Origin of the sequence: Methanothrix thermoacetophila PT, assembly GCF_000014945.1 — an archaeon.
In the GTDB taxonomy this organism is placed as follows: domain Archaea; phylum Halobacteriota; class Methanosarcinia; order Methanotrichales; family Methanotrichaceae; genus Methanothrix_B; species Methanothrix_B thermoacetophila.
This window is the reverse complement of the sequence record NC_008553.1, coordinates 67773-87075: the sequence shown is the minus strand read 5'-3', so window position 1 is coordinate 87075 and position 19303 is coordinate 67773. Positions and strand designations below refer to the sequence as shown.

Here is a 19303-nt window from a genome sequence, read left to right as displayed (position 1 = left end):
GGCTCGTGTGGCATCATGCATATGCACGCAGGTTCATGACGGGCTCCTCACAGCACAACCCGCGCTTACTCCTCCATCTCCTTGAACAGCCTGCTTATGCCGTTCTTGGCGATCGAGAAGGTCGGGACGCCTCCTGTGATCATGCAGATCTCCAGGGTCTCGAGGATCTCATCCTTTGTCGCGCCGTAGTTAACGGCGACCTTCGCCTGCGGGTATACACAGTCCTCGCACATTCTCGTTATAACACAGGCCAGCGCGATGAGCCTCTTCGTCTTTTTGTCGAGGGCGCCGTCCTCCAGGAGCACCCTGTCAAGCCTCTCAATGAGCTCCATGAGCTCAGGCCTGTGGTCGTATATCGCCTTGAGCGTCTCTGGAACATATCCACCCATCTTATCCCCAAGCGAGCGCATTATCTCGCCATGCCTGTCTCCACATCCACACATGTTTTTCTACCTCCCCTACCGATCTGAACAGCTTCTCACCAACACAGATTCTGCTGTTCTATCCACAGGCCATCCCGCTGAGGAGATGCCTATGAATTTTAGGAGCTTTTATTATATATGTCTTATGCGAATATATGGTTTGCGGGATTGCTCTGACCCAAAACCTGCTTGCCCGAGAAATCCCCTCACTTCTCCAGGACAATTGTCACTATATCCCCATCGCTCAGAATGTGGTCGAGACCTGCACGCTGGCCGTTGTGTTTTGCAGATGATCCCCACACGGTCGCGTACCTGAACCGCTGCCTGAAGTCCTTGTGGATCCTGTCACAGAGGTCGCCTATGTTAGCTCCCCTTCTCATTATCATGGGCTCGTCTAGATCCGGCGGCTTTCCCTGGGGTTTCATAAATATCCTTATTAGATCCAGCCGCTCGAATATCTCGTCCTTCAATCTCTCGAGACCTGTGCCATCGACGGCCGAGGTCGGTATCACATCACCATCGAACTCCAGCTCATCTGGATCCAGGATGTCCACCTTGTTCATCACATGGATGGCCTTTATGTACCGCCTGTTGGCCTCAAGAGCATCGATAAACCTCTCCTGTGTGAGCCGCTCTCTTATCAGAACATCTGCGCTGTGTATCTTGTACTCCCTGAGTATGGCCTCAATCGATCCCTTATCTATTCCTGGGTCGACGGTACTCGTCACACTTATGCCGCCTCTCGATGTTTTTCTTATGAGAACCGAAGGAGGATTTTGGTTCAGGCGGACACCGCTCTGGTAGAGCCTGTTCAGGTAGGGATCGAGCTGTCCACCATACGGTTCCGTGACGAGCAGCACAAGATCAGAGTCCCTTACAGCGGATAATGCATCGCCAGAGACCGTTATGTCAGGCACGTCCAGAATCTGTATCTTGGCACCTCTGTGCTGCAGGATTCCGGGGGTGATTTCCATGGAGTACGGGTCCTCACTGGTCCTGGCTCCTGTGAGCCTGCTCACCAGTGTGGACTTCCCAGCGCCCACTGGACCCACAAGTGTGACCGTTGCGTCGCCAGACTTCCTGACACCTTTCCCTTTCTTCGCCCTGGACGCTGTGCGTTTCTCCTGCTCCTCGCGCAGCCTGGCTATCTTCGCCTTGAGACGACCTATGTGGTGCTCAGTCGCCTTGTTCTTCTGCGTTCTGAGGATCTCCTCCTCCAGAGCCCTGATCTCCTCCTCGATGCTCATCGGTCCAGCCCCACAGCTGATCTTCTGTGGATAACCATAACAATGTCCTGAGGATCAGAGAATGATGGTATCTACTAAAAGAGTTTCGATGATATCGATGAGGTTCTGAAAAACACACGATCTCCCGGAGCTACCAGGAGATCGCCCTCCAGAGCCAGTTGCATATCAGAGTCCAGAACTTCTCAAATCCAGAGCCCTTCTCGATCTTCATCCTCTCCTTCTCAGAGTACTTCTTGCTCTTCGTCCATGACATACCTATCACAGATGGTAGTGATGGGCATCGTCATATAATCGTAACGGTTGGCGGTCCGGGCATGTCCGAATAATGATTCGCTCTTATGTGCGTATCGACTTGCAGGGCATGCGATGTGGTTGCTGAAAGCACTCGTTCATACGCCGCGAATGCATACCAGGACCGGTGCCGCTCCGGGCAAAGTATCAGATGGATGAGAGACGTAATTATCAGGTGCCTCTGAGAGCCAAAAACAGTAAGGCACAGATTTCTGGCTTCAGCCAGTCTTCGGCTGGCTCGACAGCCCATCTAGTGCAGGATTTGTGCACGTTCCGACGACAGAACCCCTCTTGATAATTCCAATGAAGGCTCGACAGCCCATCTAGTGCAGGATTTGTGCACGATACACACGACACACGCCTGACGCCCCTCTTTCACCCGATCATCCACACAGCCTCATTCGTGAATGTGGCTATGAGCGTGCTCGTCTCTGTGTGCGTGTGGATGCCTGTGGATCAGCCTGCCATGGCGGTGCATGTGCTCATGGATGAGATTAGTCTCCAGGAGCAGATCGATATCATTCAGGACATCATCAACACCTCTATCCACGACAACCCTGTGGTTCTCACCTATGACGATTGCCCTCCTGCTTATTTTATCTATGATGTCCAGGTCGTGTGTGGCAGTGATGATCGTCTTTCCGCAGCTTGCGAGTTCGTTCAAAAGCTCGATCAGCCAAAGCTGGCTGCGCGGATCAAGCCCGGCTGTCGGCTCATCGAGCAGAAGCACGTCCGGATTTGTCGCGAGCACAGATGCTATGCAGACCTTTTTCTTCTCGCCGCCGCTGAGCGTGTGAGGCGCCCTGTTTCTGAGTTTTGATATGCCGAGCATCTCCATCAGCTCCTCCACCCTCCTCCCGACTTCCTCCATCGGCATATCCAGCTGGTGGGGGCCGAATGCTATCTCATCGAAGACTGTGGATGAGAAGAGCTGAACATCGGGGTTCTGGAAGACGAATCCCACCTTGCTCCGGAAGAAACGCTTGAACTCGTTATCCTTAAGCGTGCCAAATATCTCCTCATTCACATGAGTTCCGAATGCATAATACTGGCCTGATGTTGGATATATGAGAGCGTCAATTATGGCCAGAAGCGTCGACTTCCCCGAGCCGTTAGCACCCAGTAGTGCGACCTGCTCCCCCTGGCTGATTCTCAGATTTATGTCCTCCAGCGCCTTCAACCTGCCGTTGTAGATGTATGATACATTTCGCAGATCGAATATCACGTTCATTTCAGACCATCTCATGCATTCACAATTCCTTGCGTCAGGAGCAGGATGCAGATCACCATCGAGACCCCGAGAGCGATGTAGTCGCGTCCACGCATTGCGAATTCGTAGCTTAGTTTGACATCGCCGCTGAAGCCTCTGGATATCATCGCCATGTGTACCTTCTCGCTCATGTCGAGCGCCTTTATAAGCATATAGCCAATCCTCCCCCCAACCCATCTCTGCTCCGCCAGTGTGCCTCTGCTTTTGATGGTCCTGCTCCTCTTCGCGATGTAGAGATCCCTGACCATCTCCATGAAGAGAAAAATGTATCTGTTGGCCATCTCGAGCGTGAGAACATAGACCTTCGGCACGCCAATGGACCTGAGGGATTTGAAGAGAGCCCTCTGCGGGGTTGTGAGAAACAGCAGGACGACTGCAGACACACATGCTGCAACCCGAATGGTGAAGAGAACCGCCGCTCTGGTGCCCTGAGATGTTATGTATATGCTCTCTGGCATCGCGAAGGGCCCGATGTGGGCGCGCTGGCCGAGATCCACCAGAGGTATAAGCACATCCCCTGGTAGAAAGATGTTGAGCGTCATGGGGATAGCTATCACACCTGTGAATATCGGTATGAATAACCACACTCTTTTTACAAAAAACACTATACTTATTGAGCTCAAATATGCGAAAATTAATGTCATAAGATAAAATAAAGCTATAATCTCAAGGTTTTTAGTCATACTTATTGCGAATATCAGGGAGAGCATCGAGATCAGCTTGATCCTGGGGTCTAGGCTCTGCAGAAGGCCTCTTCTGGAGGAGATCTCCTCAGTTGTCATCGCCTCCTGGAAGAAGGCGATAATGCCATCTATCGTCTTTTTGACAAAGTCCTTCCTAGCAGGTGGTGGAGGAGCAAACTTCTCATGCGCGAGGCTGACGCTCTTCATCCAATCAGGTATCATAATGTAACCCGGTATGACTCTTCTGTGGAGACGTACTAATATTTTCCTGATCACACTATCAGTTGCGCTCTGGAGCCATGACCTGCTGTGCAGCACACAATCGCTCTTGTGTATGAAGTCGTCTCAAAATTTCCAGGCGTATTGATATGTGGATTGTATTTCATGTGGATTATTTCCGCCAGGATCGATGCAGATCAGCATCATTGCTTAAATAGTTCGCTCTTATCCATTTGATGACTTGCCCGAAGTAGCAGTGGTCATGCTATGCGTTCGTGTCGAATGAATGATTGCTATCACCAAACACATCGCATGTCCTACAAGTTGCCACGCACATATGAGCGAAATAGTTTCGAGACGAGTTCTCCGTAAACCTGCTCAAGATATGTGCGAGGATTCCTGTTATAACGAACTCGTCTCGAAAGGACTACTGCCATCGATACATCCTAGATTACTGCTTTTTGGCACCGCTGATCAGCACAACCGGGTTCCGGGCAAGATTTTCGATGCAAGGCTGATTTGGTCGAATCGTCGGAGAGGCGGGCTTCTGTACAACCGGAATCAATCACCCTCCTCAGATGCAAGATTACTGATCCACCGAATCATAGGGATGAGCCAGCATGGCTACTGAAAAAGTCCAAGTACTATTAGCTTGATGATACCAATGTGTATATAGTTGCAGATGCCTCTGTGTTCATACTTGGAAAGCCGCTGAAGGGGGAGGTGATCACGGTTCCTGCTGTGGAGCAGGAGCTCAAGGATATCCGCTCGAGAATCAAGCTGCAGATCTCAGATGTGAGGATAGAACCTCCTACAAAAGAGACCCTGAAAAGGGCGACAGAGGCAGCAAGAGATACGGGAGATCTTTGCAGGCTCTCACAGACAGATCTGGAGGTCCTTGCAAAGGCCATTGAGTATGACGCAGCTATTGCTACAGACGATTATGCCCTCCAGAATGTCGCAGTTCATCTGGGTCTCAGGGTCGAGCCGGTCGTCCAGCGCGGGATAAGGCGCTTCATAAAGCGCACACAGAGATGTCCCGGATGCGGCAGAGCTTTTGAGGGAGATCTCTGCCCTGTATGCGGAACACCACCTAAAAGGAGAAAGAAGGTATGATCATGAAGAGTATAGAGGACCTCATAAAGAAAGCAACTGAACTCAAGTCCGAAGGTCTTTCAGAGGGGCAGATATCTGAGGAGCTGAACGTCTCGAGGGAGACCATCACCTGGCTTCTCACGCATGCCGAGCGCGCCACAGTCCCCGGACCGAAGGACATCTCAGTGGACTGGTCGATGATAGGAAGGAGCGCCTACAGGCTGAGCCACATAGCGCAGGCGCTCACAGAGATGATATTCGATATCCTGGACGAAAAGGAGCTTGACATCGATATTGTCGTGGGTGTGGCGCTGAGCGGCGTGCCACTCGCGAGCATGGTCGCGGACCACATGGGTGTTGGACTTGCGGTATACATGCCCACAAAGCAGATGGCATCACAGGACGTCAAACCCCATGGAAACCTGAGCACGAACTTTTCAGATGTCAGCGGGAGGGAGTGCGTCATCGTGGATGATGTGATAACATCTGGCAGGACTCTAGAGGAGGCGGTCGCGTACCTGGATGACCGCGGCGCTAAGACAAATGTCATAGCGGTGCTGATCGACAAGAAGGGTATTGACAGCATTGCAGGCGTGCCGGTCTGCTCCCTGCTGAAGGTCATCAGGGTGAACTAGCGATAAAGAAGACGGGCCTGTCCGAATAAGAGCTGATAAGAGCTGAATTCAGAAATACACGACTTGCTGCGTTTGGGTGGCAAAGATACCTTATTCGGACAGGTTCACGAAGACAAAACACATTTTTCCTGGTATCTATCCTTTTCCGCGAGATTGATCTGCCGAATCACAGGTAAGGGCCTGTGGAATTTCAGGGATCGGCAACCACATGCACATCAGAACACGAATTCTGAGGGACCACATGATGGTATCGGTGATATGAGTGCATGAACAACAACTCTCGGGTGGATGATCAGCAAGATATCGCTTGGAAAAGATCTGCACTAGGCGCAAGGGATCCAGTCGACCCTGCTGACCCTTCCAGATCTGTTGCTCAGGTCCACGTATTTCTTCACGGAGAATACGCCCGTGAGTTCCTCGACAGATCTGCTCAGCTCCAGTGTGCGCTTGTCGTTTCTCTGGCGTGTCGTCCAGGCTATGCGCCCGTTGCCTATGAATGTGGCCTCCATCCCTGCCTGGAGGCTCTCGTTGCCTGCAGCTCCTGTGGTCCTGATCTCGGTGCTCCTGTGTATCAGCTCGGATGCAGTGTAGACCTCCGTAAGAGCTGATCCAGCATCGTAGTTTATGACGCAGATCTTATTTGACCACTTTCTGTTATAGGCGCCACCGCCATATGATACAGGGAAGTACTCGAACTCTGCATCCTGCGTGAAGTTTATGGTGTTTCTTATGACATCGAGCTCGAACGCGCTTCTCTCGCGGAACCTCCCGCTGCCCATGATCTTCTCTGCGAACTTTTGGCCTTCGGCACCGGCCGCGGTCTGCCCCAGCAGCTCGGTGTCGCGGTAGCCTGTGCCCAGGTTGAGGGCGCCGTTGAAGACGTAGTCTGCGGCCCATGCAGCCCCGACCAGCATCACGCACAGAGCAGCGGACCACGCTTTCCATCTGTGATCCAATTCTCTCCCTGCTCGGGGCTTTATTCAACAGCATAAAAAGCTGTCGAACCAGATCAAAGCCGCGGGGTCCTATGCAGGCTGTTGATCGTTCCCCGAGCAACAGCCGGAGGAGATTCACGATATCGACGATGTAAATGCTCGGGCACAGCTCAACGGAATACAGCTCCCGTGTGTAGAGAAAAGCGGGCGTGGAGGGATTCGAACCCCCGGCTTACAGCTTAGGAGGCTGCCGCCATATCCTTGCTAGCTAATACAGCTTCTAGGGAACAAGGCCACCGGCCAGTGCTCCTGGCTAGGCCACACGCCCATCCCGGTTACTCCTACTGCCAATCATGTATATCAAATTTTCCCATAGCAGCAGATGTATTCGGTCTTGAAACCTTTGACCTTATGTGCCTGGCGGTTAACGGGTTGTGTGTTTGTCTCATTGTAGGTTGCAAACTCAATCCATCAGATACGCAGAATATGGTCGTGTACTTGATTCATTGAAATCTGGAGCGCTTGAGACATCTAGATTCATGGGATATCCCACCCATGGCTCTCGATCATAGCTAATTATTCAGTGATACGGGTCCACGACCCAGAATATCTCGTCCAGTCTGTCGATTCCACAGAATCTTTCAGTAATTTCAGTAATACGATTCGCTCTTGTGTGTTCAGCAACTTAGAGGACATGTAGTCCAGTTGCTGGAAGCACTCATTCATTCTCCAAGAACGCATGCCGGGGCCATCGTCATTCCAGGAAAGTCATTATATGGATAAGAGCGATACGATTATACGAACGATTATACGACCGGTTTACGGGAATGCTGGACTCAAATTGCTGAGCGGTCAGTCGGGACTCGATGTTCTCTGCCATACCCATGAACCCTGCGATGTCACTTGCTATTGATTACACAATAGAGCACACACGCGACCCGAGATCTCCCGTCCCACTTATGCCCTGAGCAAGTTTTATAACGCATATCCATGTAGGTATCTCGCATGGTTTCCATCGCAGCTCTTCTGCAGAAGGCTGAAGAGAAGTACCTCGATGGGTCTTACGATGAAGCAATAGAGTACTACGACAGGGTGCTGGATATCGATCCTATGAATACTGCGGCATGGTGTGGAAGGGGGATGGCCTGCTTCTGCTTCTCCCGCTATGAGGATGCTCTGGAGTGCTATAGCAGAGCGATTGAGGCGGATCCGGAGTGCGTGCCGGCCTGGGAGTGTCGCGCAGAGGTCCTCTTCATTCTGGGGAGATGCGATGAGGCGATCAGCTCCTATCAGGAGGCCATAGACAGGGATCCTGCATATGCTCTCGCCTGGATCGAGCGGTGTATCGATTCCAGGCCGGATGATGCGGAGAGCTGGAGGCAGAAGGGCCTGGCGCTTCTCTCCATGGGAAGGTACGAGGAGGCGATCGAGGCCTACCGCATGGCTCTGGATATCGACCCCTCACAGGCCAGGGACTGGTGCATCCTCGGAGAATCTCTACAGACAATCGGAAGGCACAGCGAGGCACTCGAGTGCTTTGAGAGAGCTCTTGAGCTCAGCCCATCAGATTCTGCGTGCTGGATCAGGATGGGCGAGTCGATGCACAGCACCGGGAGGTACGATGAGGCTCTGGAGTGCTACGAGGAGGCGCTAAGGCTTGACCCGGGATCTGTCCAGGCATGGCATGGAAAGGGCATCACTTACAGAGCTATGGGAATCCCCTCAAAGGCGATAGATGCAATCGACTCAGCTCTCACACTCGATCCAGAGCACGCTCAATCATGGTACGCGAAGGGCATCACATTCAGGGCCATGGGTCTATATGAGGACGCACTGGAGTGCTTCGATCGTGTTCTCAGAATCGATCCCGGCAATGCATCTGCGCTCAAGAGCCGGGCCTGGTCGCTCTACAACCTCGGCCGATACGCGGAGGCGCTCAGCGCATGTGAGGGGGCGATATCTGTCAACCCCTTGGATGAGGATGCATGGTATAACATGGGGATCGTGCTCAAGGCGCTGGGAAGGTACACGGAGAGCGACATGGCGTTCATAAAAGCCCGGGAGATCAGAGTCGTGAAGCTCTCAAAGAATCGCATGCGTGGATGACATCACCAAGAACAGCAAACTGCCTTTGATGGAGCAGCAGGGCGCAAACTCAATCCTCGGTAGAGGAGACCACCTTCAGGTCCTGAACCTGAGCTTCATGTAGTATATCCCTGCGTCGTTGACCTTCTCCGCCTCGAACCCCATCTTCTCGAAGAGCCTGAAAACGCGATTGTTCTCTGCCAGAACTTCTGCCGTGAATCCAAGAAGGCCGTTCTTTCTGGCAAGCTGTGTCAGGTAGGACAAAAGCTCACTCCCCACACCCTGATTCTGGTAGTCATCCCTCACAGCAAGCGCGATGTCTGCAGTGTATTTGTCTTTGTTGACCTCATACTGGCCTATGCCGATCACCACGTCTCTCTCCTTGCCGGGCAGGGTGGCGAGTATCACCATTCTGTTTGTGTAGTCGATCATGGTGAGCTTCTGGAGCAGATCGCGCGGGATCTCCCTCCTCATAGAGATGAACCTCTGGTACCTGCTCTCATCAGATAGCGAATAAAAGAAGTCCTTCAGCAGGGGCTCGTCATTGATCCTCACAGGGCGCATCAGGATCTCCAGACCTGTCTTTGTAGTTCTCTGAACCTCGAGGTGCTCGGGGTAGATACCCTGCCAGCCCGGGAGAACGACCTGATCTCTGTAGAGTATATTCATCCGTTTTGCCTCTTCTATCAGCCAAGCCCTGAACTTTGGGTGTGCCACGGCGATCAGTGCCATCGCCCTCTCCCGTAGGTTCCTGCCGTGCAGATAAGCTATTCCATACTCGGTCACCACGTATCTGACGTCACCTCTGGTCAGCGTCACGCCAGCGCAGCTCCTGAGGCATGGCACAATTCTCGATACACTCCCGTCCCTCGCTGTGGATGGAAGAGCGAGAACAGTTTTGCCACCGGGTGCCATGGCCGCGCCCCTCATGAAGTCCGCCTGGCCGCCTATTCCGCTGTACAGCGTACCTCCCAGGGACTCAGCGGTCGCCTGACCTGTGAGATCGATCTCCAGCGCGCTGTTTATCGCGACCATGTTTCTCTGTTTCGCGATGATGAGGGGGTTGTTGGTGTAATCGATCTGCTTGAACTCTACATCCGGATTCCCGTCGAGATATCTGTACGTCTCCCTGCTGGCCATGCAGAACGTGGCTACGGTCTTCCCCGCATCGAGGGTTTTCATGCTGTTGTCGACAGCGCCGCTCTTCATGAGCTCAACGATGCCATCTGTGAGAAGCTCTGTGTGAACCCCCAGATGCTTTTTATCATGAAGATTTGATAGAACAGCATTCGGTATGCTCCCATAGCCGACCTGTATCGTGGCCCCATCCTCCACGATTCTCGCAACATATTTCCCTATCTGCTGCGCTAGCTCGGTAGGCGCGCTTTCCACGTATTCCAGAAGCGGCTCCTCATGGTAAACAACATAATCGACACTATCTATATTGATGAGGGTATCGCCATAGACATATGGCATCTGAGGGTTTACCTGGACGACAACCCTGGATGCATTCTCGATCACAGCCTTTATTATATCCACACTTATTCCAAGGCTCATATCGCCGCTCTCGTTTGGAGGTGTGGCCTGTATGAGCGCCAGGTCGATGTTTATCGATCCATTCCTGAAGAGCTCCGGAAGCGCTGATAAGAATATAGGGGTGTAGTCCGCGTCAGCACGGTTGATCGGATCACGCGTGCTCTCCCCTATGAAGAACGAATCGAGACGGAAGTTCAGCTTGAACTTCTCATCTGTGTATGGCGCAACGCCGAGAGTTGAGACGTGGATGACCTCTGCGTCGAAGAAGGCTGTGGGGTATCTGCTGACGTAATCGACCAAAGAGCGCACAAGATGCTGCGGCTCTGCGCAGCCTGTTCCGATGAATATCCTGTCGCCGGGATGGATGTTCCTGAATATGGTCCTCTCCGGGGCAAACTTTTCCGGCCATCTGCTCCGCATCTCCTCCAGCCCCATCATCGGGATGCCCCACTCTGCAAAACTCGATGGCATATGATGTCCTTTTAAAGTATATAATTTTGTCGTCCTGTGCGGAGGATAGGCTACAAAAAGAGAAATTATAATGAAATATAATGATATTATGCTTGCGCTACGATCCAGCGGTACTTTGCCGATGCAGTTGTGTGGTTCTCTCAAAATTGCTTCGGAATCTTCCGGAGATCGATTGTGCTGATCGGTGGTGCCGGAGAGCAGCACTCAAGCTGATGCATCGAGGGAATCAGAGATTTGAGATAACTTCACCAAAAATCATGAGGCTTGCTATGCAGAAGGGCTTTTACAGCGTACTTTTTCGATACGAACAGCGCTATAAGCTATAAGATAGTTGATGTCCTCCTTGGAGGACATCTTCAGGAGATCATCTATGGCAGCTTCCCTTCCACCTCTCCGGTCCTCACCTTTCCCGAAATCGTAACAGGCATTACGAATATCCTGCCGTCTCCGAACCTGCCAGTCCTCGCAGAGTCGCATACGGTTCTCATCACCGTCTCCACATCCTCATCACGGACGAACATCTCGATCTTCAGCTTCGGCAGCATATCGACCTCGATGCTCCCGCCTCTGTACTGAAGCCTGATGCCCTTCTGCTCGCCCCTTCCCAACACTCTCGTCACCGTCATGGCCACAAAGCCCTTCTCTTCAAGGGCTCTCTTCACATGCCCCAGCCTCTCCTCTCTGATTATGGCCTCTATCTTCATCATCCTGAACCCTCACGCATAGGCCTTCTCGCCATGCACTGCGATATCCAGACCGACATACTCCTCATCCTCCGTAACTCTGAGACCGATGGTGGCATCCACAAGCCGGGCCAGGACGTAGGAGATCACGAAGGCATACGCCACAGACGCCAGCACTGCTACGACCTGAGCCGTGAACTGCCCCGTGTTCCCGTATATCAGGCCAGTATAGGTGTTCACAGCAGGGTTTGCGAATATCCCCGTCGCCAGCGCCCCCCAGAGCCCGCCGACGCCATGAACCGCCCAGGCGTCCAGGCTCTCGTCCAGCCCGATGCTGACGCGAAAGAGCAGAGCCGAGTAGCAGATGAGCCCCGCGAACGCCCCTATCAGCAGCGCTGACATGGCGTCCACATAACCTGCAGCAGGCGTTATAGCCACCAGACCTGCTATTGCCCCGCTGACCATGCCCAGAGCGCTAGGCTTTCCTCTGAGCCAGCTGCCCAGGAGCCATGCCAGCGCTCCTGCCGCTGCAGAGGTGTTTGTCACCACAAACGCGCTGGCAGCGAGACCTCCAGCGGTGAGAGCTGAACCGGCGTTGAACCCGAACCAACCGAACCAGAGGAGGGCAGCGCCTATCATCGCCATGGGTATGTTGTGCGGCTCCAGAACATATGAGTCAAACCCCACTCTCTTCCCTATGACCAGTGCGATCGCAAGCGCAGAGAAGCCCGAGCTTATGTGAACCACGGTTCCACCAGCAAAGTCAAGAGCCCCAAGGCTCGCGAGCCAGCCGCCCGCCCACACCCAGTGTGCCAGCGGATCGTACACCAGTGTCGTCCAGAGTATGCTCAGCACTATGAAGGAGCTGAGCTTGATCCGCTCGGCCACCGCGGATGTGAGTATGGCCAGGGTCACGGCTGCGAAGACCAGCTGGAACATCATGTACGCCAGATGCGGGACACTCTCAGCAAGAGGAGCCTCGTTCATTCCAACGTTGCGCATGAATATGAAGTCCAGGCCACCTATAAGCCCCATCATGTCATGGCCGAATGAGATGCTGTAGCCTATCAGCACCCACTGTATGCTCGCCAGCGATATCGCCAGAATTGATAGAGATATCATCGAGATCACAGACTTTGAGCGGACAAGACCGCCGTAGAACAGGCCGACACCTGGAGTCATGAGCATCACCAGTGCGGCTGAGATCATGATCCAGGCAGTATCCCCTGTGTCTATTGCCAACCGAATCACCGAAATCCAGATAAGAAGTTTGTTATAAAAAACTATTTGATAATTATTCTTAAAAATTATGAAACATTAAGCTCTCAGCCCCAGATTCCGAAAGGGCACTTTGGTTGTGACCTTGAATCATTGGAGATGTGTCCGAATAGGAGCTGAATTCAGAAACCTGTGGATTGCTGCTTTTTGATGTAGGAGATGCTCAAATCTTATTCGGACAGGTCCATCATTGGGATGAGAAAGTTTATATATGGACTGGCATAGAAGAGAGCCTGTCGTTTTCTAGTTTTAATACGAGGTATCCAGATGGTCGAGGCGTTCAAAGGTACAACAACGGTTGGCATAGTCTGTGATGGGGGAGTGGTTCTCGCATCAGAGAGCCGTGCCACCATGGGCAGTTTTATAGCTAGCAGGACAGCAAAGAAGATCTACCAGATCGACGACCTCGTAGGGCTTACCACGGCAGGGGTTGTTGGCGATGCCCAGGCCCTTGTGAGGATGATACAGGCGGAGGCGAGGCTTTACAGGATGCAGAGGGGTGAGCCCCTGACAATTAAAGCAATAACATCTCTCCTCTCGAACATCCTCAGCGCGCGTCGATACTTCCCGTTTCTGGTGCAGCTCGTGGTCGGTGGCGTTGACAAGATGGGTCCGAAGATATTCTCCCTCGATGCGCTTGGGGGGCAGATCGAGGAGCACGATATCGTTTCCACAGGCTCTGGCTCGCCCATAGCATACGGCGTTCTGGAATCGCTTTACAAACCCGGTCTCAGCATCCAGGATGGTTCGGTGCTCTGTGTGAGGGCGGTCCACACAGCCATGAAGCGCGACTCGGCCTCGGGCAATGGTATAGCCCTCGTGAGGATCACAAAGGATCGGTACGAGGAAGTTCCAACCTCCGAGGTGGAGGAGATCGTGAGATCTCTCTGAGCTATTTTTGGGTGTGTTCTTTGTCGGTTGAGGAAGTTTTATCAGAGCTCAGGCGCAGAATTCAAAGCAGGTTGCCTCCAGATATCAACGTCACCGGTCTGGAGTTTGAGGGGCCTGAGCTGGTAATATACACAGACGATCCGAGGCGGCTTGCTGACGACGGTGAGATCATACGATCCCTGGCCAAGGATCTCCGAAAGAGGGTGGTGGTCAGGCCGGATCTGAAGGTGCTGATGGACCCTGAGGAGGCCATAAAGAAAATACAGGAGGTCGTACCAAAGGAAGCTGTTCTCACAAACTACCACTTCGATGGAGAGACCGGTGAGGTGATCATAGAGGCGGAAAAACCCGGACTGGTCATAGGGAGGCATGGGGCAACACTGAGGGAGATAACAAAGCTAATTGGCTGGACGCCCAAGGTGGTGAGGACACCGCCCGTCCGGTCGTCGACCATTGCGAACATCAAGGACTACCTGAGATCCGTTCAGACCGAGCGGAAGAGCATACTCAGATCTATCGGCAGAAAGATACATAGGGATATAGCGTCGAAGGATCAGTGGGTCAGGATATCAACGCTCGGCGGATGCAGAGAGGTGGGGAGGAGCTGTATGCTGCTCTCAACCCCCGAGTCGAAGATCATCGTTGACTGCGGAATAAATGTGGGCTCTGATGACAGCGCAACCCCATACCTGTATGTTCCTGAGGTATATCCGCTGAGCCAGATAGATGCGGTTGTGCTAACTCATGCGCACCTCGATCACTCCGGGCTCGTCCCGATGCTTTACAAGTACGGCTACGAGGGGCCCATTTACTGCACGCCGCCCACGAGAGATCTGTATGTGCTCCTCCAGCTGGACTACATCGAGGTGGCTGGGCGTGAGGGCAAGAGGCTTCCGTATGATTCATCGATGATACGGGAAGCGCTGAAACATACAATTACACTGAACTACGGAGACGTCACCGATATTGCTCCTGACACAAAGCTAACGATGCACAACGCAGGGCATATTCTTGGATCCGCGATAGCGCACTTTCATATCGGGGACGGTCTGTACAATGTCGCATTCACAGGCGACTTCAAGTATGAGAAGACGCGGCTTTTCGACCCAGCTGTCAACAGCTTCCCGAGACTTGAGACTCTCGTGATCGAGGCGACTTACGGAGGGGCCAACAGCATTCAGCCATCTAGAAAGGAGGCTGAGAACCACCTCCTCAGAGTCGTCCGGGAGACGATAAAGAGGGGCGGGAAAGTGGTGATACCAGCGTTCGCTGTCGGCAGGAGCCAGGAGGTTATGGTGGTGCTCGAGGAGGCCATACGGAAGGGCCTGATCGGGGAGTTCCCCGTTTACCTGGACGGCATGATCTACGAGGCCACAGCGATACACACGAGCTATCCGGAGTACCTGAACAACGAGCTCCGCGATATGATCTTCCACAAAGGAATAAATCCGTTCCTCGCCGAGTGTTTCGTTCAGGTCGAGAACTCCAAGCAGAGGGACGAGATCATAAACGGAGAGCCTGCGGTCATCCTGGCCACAAGCGGCATGCTGAACGGCGGGCCGATAATGGAGTACCTCAAGGGCCTCGGTCCGGACGAGAAGAACACGCTCGTGATAGTCGGCTATCAGGCTGAGGGCACACTGGGAAGAAGAATCCAGAAGGGGTGGAAGGAGATACCGCTCACCGTTGAGGGGAAGACGCAGACGGTCAAGATGAACATGGAAGTTGTCACCGTGGATGGTTTCTCAGGACACTCTGACAGAAACCAGCTCATGGAGTATGTGAGAAGGGTGTATCCGAAACCCAGCAGGATCATCACAAATCACGGCGACGAGAGCAACTGCCTGGATCTCGCGAGCTCGATATACAAGAAGTACAGGATACCGACATCGGCTCCGATGAACCTGGAGACGATAAGGCTGATATGATAACTGGCAGGTGTAAAACGGCACCAGTCTACCCAAACGCTGCTGGTAACTGATCCTCTTCTCATTAAGCCGGGATAAAGCAGGCCATGTGCTGGATCGCTGAACACAGGAGGGACGTCTCCGGATGAGGAGCCTGAGACCAGTGCCCTGTGGATCCCGGCCATTCGAGGCATGCTCCCGTTTGAACTTCTCCTGATGTGTCCGGCGAAGAGGATCCTCAAACACCCTGCATCAGTGTGTTATCCGGACAGGCTTCATTGCAATTTCACATGAGGGAGCCTGCTGACAGGCACCACATTATGCATCAGTGTGTTATCCGGGCAGACTTCATTGCAATTGGTGACTGTAAGCACTCTTCGTTATGCTCCCTGGCGGGTCTCCATGCAGTATCAAGTCATTAACCTGGAGGTTTTCATGCAGGCGCGATTCCGGAGTCATCAGAGGTTCTGCGTGCATGACGTACAGCTGAATATCTCATCGATCAGCCTATGCTGGTTCCACGTGCAGCACTGAAGCCAGTCCTCCTCTTCCTCTTCTTCCTCCTCCTCAACGCTCACACTGAGTCCTTTCTGAATCTGAAAGTCGCCTATGTAGTACTCGTCGATCTCCATGAGCGGCGCTGCCAGTCCTGGCCCGGAGCGGTTGGTGGGAAGCTGCAGGGCTCCGATGTGCACGCGCCCGCTGGAGATCTTCTCGGAGACATTCATTGTGCACGTGCTTGGATCCTCCTCGAGCGCTTCTGCCATGACAAAGAGCTCAATATCCTTGCTGAGCGCATGGGCATAGTCTGTAACGTGGCTCATTGATGTGCCCGATGCCCTGTTTTTAAGAAGATCCGCCTCAGCGATCATGGAGCTGTAACGGATCGGTTTTGAGAGATAAAAGCCCCTGCCCACCGTCAGTACCTCCGGGCTGTAGGAGAGGTCTCCAGAATCCCTCATGGAGATAGATCTATGAATCTCCGTGCTCTCAGGATCGAAGGAGACATCAACACCTGACTGGTCGGTGCAGTTCATGGCCTCGAACGTGCCCTCCAGGTCGATGCTGCCGCTGCCATGGTACCTGCCGCGTATCTCCAGCGCATCGTCACCAAGCTCGCCATCGAGCTTTGCGTATTTGTATCCTGAGAAATAGCCATGACCGTTTATGCTCTGCTCCATGCTGAACATAAGCGTATCATTAAGCGTGTAATCCGCCAGGCCATCTGCAGCAAGAGCTAATAAAAGCGTAATTGCGATCATCAGACGCATGATCAATGAACTCCCTCCATGATAATACGTTTTGTATACACAGGCACTTTGGTTGTTACGTAATAATTTATATTTAATACTATCTGTCGTCGTGGCGGTCCTGTTTTACTGAGTGTCCGAGGTCAAGATGTCCATCTAACATCTCCTGATAACCTAAAAGCTGCTATCCACACATGCTTGGTCTCAGGAAGAATACAGTCTCGCCACAGCCACCAGATCACGTCTACCTGGATTCGGGCTCGTGTCCAGAGGGGGAGCCGAAGATGCTCAATACGTTGAGTAAATTGCTCTCCCGGCAGAGTTCTGGTTGAGAGACTAGCCCCCTGATAGTGGCTTCACTTGATCGGCAACTCAAGTACGCTCACGATATTGAGCAAATACGGGGAGCCACAACGAGAGCCATACCTCAAAGATTTCATGAATCCATCATGCCACTGTTGATCTCAGTGATGTGAGTGCGATGCCGAAAAGTCCATAATTTCGATGCGAAAGCTATATCTTCCTTCTTCCATGGGTATGTGAAGGTGCCATGATAGACATTGCAATTCCAAAGGGGAGTCTGCTCAATCAGACCCTTGAGCTCTTCGAGAGAGCTGGTCTGGAGGTGCGCAGGACGGAGAGAGAGTACAATGCCAGGATAAACGACCCCAGGATAGGCAAGGTGAAGATCCTGAGGCCACAGGAGATCCCGACCTATGTCAGCAGGGGATACTTCGATCTGGGCATCTCAGGCACAGACTGGATCGTCGAGTCAGGAGCAGATGTTGTGACCGTGGCCAACCTGAACTACGGGAAACAGGGGCCAGGGGTGGTCAAGATCGTCGTCGCGGTGCCTGAGTCGATGCAGATCACCTCCTCCAGGGAGATACCTCCGGGGAGCAGGGTTGCGACAGAGTACCCGAACATCACCAGAAGCTATTTCGAGCGGTTGGGAATACCAGTTGAGGTGCAGTTCTCCTATGGGGCCACCGAGGCGAAGGTTCCGGAGCTCACCGATGTCGTCGTCGATCTCACGGAGACAGGCTCAACCCTGATCAAGAACGGGCTGAAGATCATCGATGTGATACTGGAGTCGACATCAGAGCTGATAGCAAACCAGCAGAGCTGGTCGGACCCCTCCAAGAGAGAGGAGATCGAGGCGGTGGAGACTCTGCTGTCAGCGGTGATCAGGGCCAGAGGCAAAGCACTGCTCAAGATGAATGTGTCTGAGAGTAACATAGAGCAGGTCATATCAATACTCCCAAGCATGAAGCACCCCACGATCTCAAAGCTCTATAACTCAGGTTACTATGCGATCGAGAGTGTGGTTGATAAAAAGGATATCAATCTGCTGATACCAAAGCTCAAGAAGGCAGGGGCCTCCGACATTCTGGAGATTGACATCTCGAAGATCGTGCCATGACGAATTTGTTCCAGCCTTACGGCCGGAGCCTCCGTTGTCCCAGGCCTCAGGAAGGCCGCTTTATGAGTGAATCTGGTCGGGGGCGTTCACTGTATCGTTCAGTTATCCAAACCAAAGATCCATCTTGCCGCGCCGAAATACGACTTCCGAAAAGGATGGGTTCACTGTATCGTTCAGTTATCCAAACCAAAGACCCTCTGCTGAACAAATCCGCTCGGGCGATCGATTCCCCTTTTACAATTTGTCAGCTTTCCAGAAGCAGCCTGCCTCCGGATAAGCTTATATATAGTTAGCCTGATTGGATCTCGGATTGCTATTCATTATCTGGAGGATGTTTATTGGCTAGAAGGGCACAGAGGAAAGCAGAAAGGGCAAAGGTCAAGCAGTGGTACAAGGTCCTCGCACCTGAGATGTTCGGGCGCACGCCTGTTGGCGAGACGCTCGCAAACGACCCGAACAAGCTCCTCGGGAGGGTGATCGAGACCACGCTTGGTGACCTTACAAACAACTTCTCGAAGCAGAACACGAAGCTCAGGTTCAAGATAGATGCAGTGGCTGGTGATACAGCCTACACGAAGTTCATAGGCCACGAGATGACCACAGATTACATCAGATCCCTTGTCAAGCGCAGGACATCGCGTATCGATGCGGTGGTGGATGTGACCACAAGCGATGGGTATCTGGTCAGGGTAAAGCCGAGCTGCTTCACCGTCAAGAGGGCCAGGGCGAACCAGGTCAAGGCTATAAGGGAGATCTCGCGACAGGTTATAATCTCCAGGGCGGGGAACATAGACCTCAACGGGCTCATTCAAGAGGTCGTCCTAGGCAAGCTCTCTCTTGACATATACAAGGACGCGAAGGCTGTGTATCCTCTCAGGAGAGTCGAGATAAGAAAAACGGAAATACTTGCAGGGCCCGGAGAGGTCCCGCATCCAGCCGCTGTCCCGGAACCAACAGTCACTGCAGGGTCCTGAGCTTCGGC

Annotated in this window: 17 protein-coding genes and 1 tRNA gene; 7 read left to right on the top strand and 11 right to left on the bottom strand. The window is 52.8% G+C overall.

The annotated features are described in order from the left end of the window. Positions 1 to 65: 65 nt before the first annotated feature. The 5 genes from MTHE_RS00495 to cbiQ form a co-directional block, all read right to left on the bottom strand. A complete protein-coding gene (locus tag MTHE_RS00495; RefSeq protein WP_011695295.1) occupies positions 66 to 443 on the bottom strand; it encodes a carboxymuconolactone decarboxylase family protein in 378 nt (125 codons plus the stop codon). A gap of 185 nt (positions 444 to 628) precedes the next feature. Beyond that, positions 629 to 1669, bottom strand: coding sequence for an OBG GTPase family GTP-binding protein (locus tag MTHE_RS00490; RefSeq protein WP_011695294.1), 1041 nt, complete (start codon positions 1667 to 1669; stop codon positions 629 to 631). Between the two features lie 130 nt (positions 1670 to 1799). Next, on the bottom strand, positions 1800 to 1922 hold the full coding sequence (locus MTHE_RS09200; protein WP_268741193.1) for a hypothetical protein: 123 nt from the start codon (positions 1920 to 1922) through the stop codon (positions 1800 to 1802). Between the two features lie 435 nt (positions 1923 to 2357). Next, complete coding sequence (locus MTHE_RS00485; RefSeq protein ID WP_175265638.1) at positions 2358 to 3191, bottom strand: energy-coupling factor ABC transporter ATP-binding protein; 834 nt, start codon at positions 3189 to 3191, stop codon at positions 2358 to 2360. 11 nt (positions 3192 to 3202) lie between these two features. After that, positions 3203 to 4135, bottom strand: coding sequence for a cobalt ECF transporter T component CbiQ (gene cbiQ, locus MTHE_RS00480; protein ID WP_011695292.1), 933 nt, complete (start codon positions 4133 to 4135; stop codon positions 3203 to 3205). A gap of 663 nt (positions 4136 to 4798) precedes the next feature. Between cbiQ and MTHE_RS00475 the strand changes: the two genes are divergently transcribed. Next, the gene (locus tag MTHE_RS00475) at positions 4799 to 5248 is read left to right on the top strand and encodes an NOB1 family endonuclease (protein ID WP_011695291.1); all 450 of its coding nucleotides are present in this window, start codon (positions 4799 to 4801) and stop codon (positions 5246 to 5248) included. A gap of 2 nt (positions 5249 to 5250) precedes the next feature. Beyond that, entirely contained in the window at positions 5251 to 5862 is a 612-nt protein-coding gene (locus MTHE_RS00470; protein ID WP_175265637.1) for an orotate phosphoribosyltransferase-like protein, read from the top strand. A gap of 323 nt (positions 5863 to 6185) precedes the next feature. Here the strand turns inward: MTHE_RS00470 and MTHE_RS00465 are convergent, their stop codons facing one another. After that, positions 6186 to 6818, bottom strand: coding sequence for a hypothetical protein (locus MTHE_RS00465; protein ID WP_011695289.1), 633 nt, complete (start codon positions 6816 to 6818; stop codon positions 6186 to 6188). A 183-nt stretch (positions 6819 to 7001) separates the two neighbouring features. Then, positions 7002 to 7125, bottom strand: a tRNA-Arg gene (locus tag MTHE_RS00460). A 677-nt stretch (positions 7126 to 7802) separates the two neighbouring features. Between MTHE_RS00460 and MTHE_RS00455 the strand changes: the two genes are divergently transcribed. Further along, positions 7803 to 8903: a tetratricopeptide repeat protein gene (locus tag MTHE_RS00455; RefSeq protein ID WP_011695288.1), complete on the top strand. Its 1101-nt coding sequence runs from the start codon at positions 7803 to 7805 to the stop codon at positions 8901 to 8903. A gap of 75 nt (positions 8904 to 8978) precedes the next feature. Here the strand turns inward: MTHE_RS00455 and MTHE_RS00450 are convergent, their stop codons facing one another. From MTHE_RS00450 to MTHE_RS00440, 3 genes are all read right to left on the bottom strand, one after another. Next, complete coding sequence (locus MTHE_RS00450) at positions 8979 to 10889, bottom strand: bifunctional acetyl-CoA hydrolase/transferase family protein/GNAT family N-acetyltransferase (protein ID WP_011695287.1); 1911 nt, start codon at positions 10887 to 10889, stop codon at positions 8979 to 8981. A gap of 368 nt (positions 10890 to 11257) precedes the next feature. Next, a complete protein-coding gene (locus MTHE_RS00445; protein ID WP_011695286.1) occupies positions 11258 to 11596 on the bottom strand; it encodes a P-II family nitrogen regulator in 339 nt (112 codons plus the stop codon). 9 nt (positions 11597 to 11605) lie between these two features. After that, positions 11606 to 12814, bottom strand: a complete 1209-nt coding sequence (locus MTHE_RS00440; protein WP_011695285.1) for an ammonium transporter — start codon at positions 12812 to 12814, stop codon at positions 11606 to 11608. A 303-nt stretch (positions 12815 to 13117) separates the two neighbouring features. Between MTHE_RS00440 and psmB the strand changes: the two genes are divergently transcribed. Further along, positions 13118 to 13741 carry an archaeal proteasome endopeptidase complex subunit beta gene (gene psmB / locus MTHE_RS00435; RefSeq protein WP_011695284.1) on the top strand — a complete coding sequence of 208 codons (624 nt, stop codon included), beginning with the start codon at positions 13118 to 13120 and terminating at the stop codon, positions 13739 to 13741. Positions 13742 to 13761: 20 nt separating this feature from the next. Further along, positions 13762 to 15669 carry a beta-CASP ribonuclease aCPSF1 gene (locus MTHE_RS00430; protein WP_011695283.1) on the top strand — a complete coding sequence of 636 codons (1908 nt, stop codon included), beginning with the start codon at positions 13762 to 13764 and terminating at the stop codon, positions 15667 to 15669. Positions 15670 to 16106: 437 nt separating this feature from the next. Here the strand turns inward: MTHE_RS00430 and MTHE_RS00425 are convergent, their stop codons facing one another. Further along, complete coding sequence (locus MTHE_RS00425) at positions 16107 to 16919, bottom strand: hypothetical protein (protein ID WP_011695282.1); 813 nt, start codon at positions 16917 to 16919, stop codon at positions 16107 to 16109. Between the two features lie 529 nt (positions 16920 to 17448). On the opposite strand from MTHE_RS00425, the gene hisG reads away from it, so the two are divergent. Both hisG and MTHE_RS00415 read left to right on the top strand, forming a co-directional pair. Continuing rightward, on the top strand, positions 17449 to 18321 hold the full coding sequence (hisG, locus tag MTHE_RS00420) for an ATP phosphoribosyltransferase (protein WP_011695281.1): 873 nt from the start codon (positions 17449 to 17451) through the stop codon (positions 18319 to 18321). 338 nt (positions 18322 to 18659) lie between these two features. Further along, positions 18660 to 19295, top strand: a complete 636-nt coding sequence (locus MTHE_RS00415) for a 30S ribosomal protein S3ae (RefSeq protein WP_011695280.1) — start codon at positions 18660 to 18662, stop codon at positions 19293 to 19295. Positions 19296 to 19303: the final 8 nt, after the last annotated feature.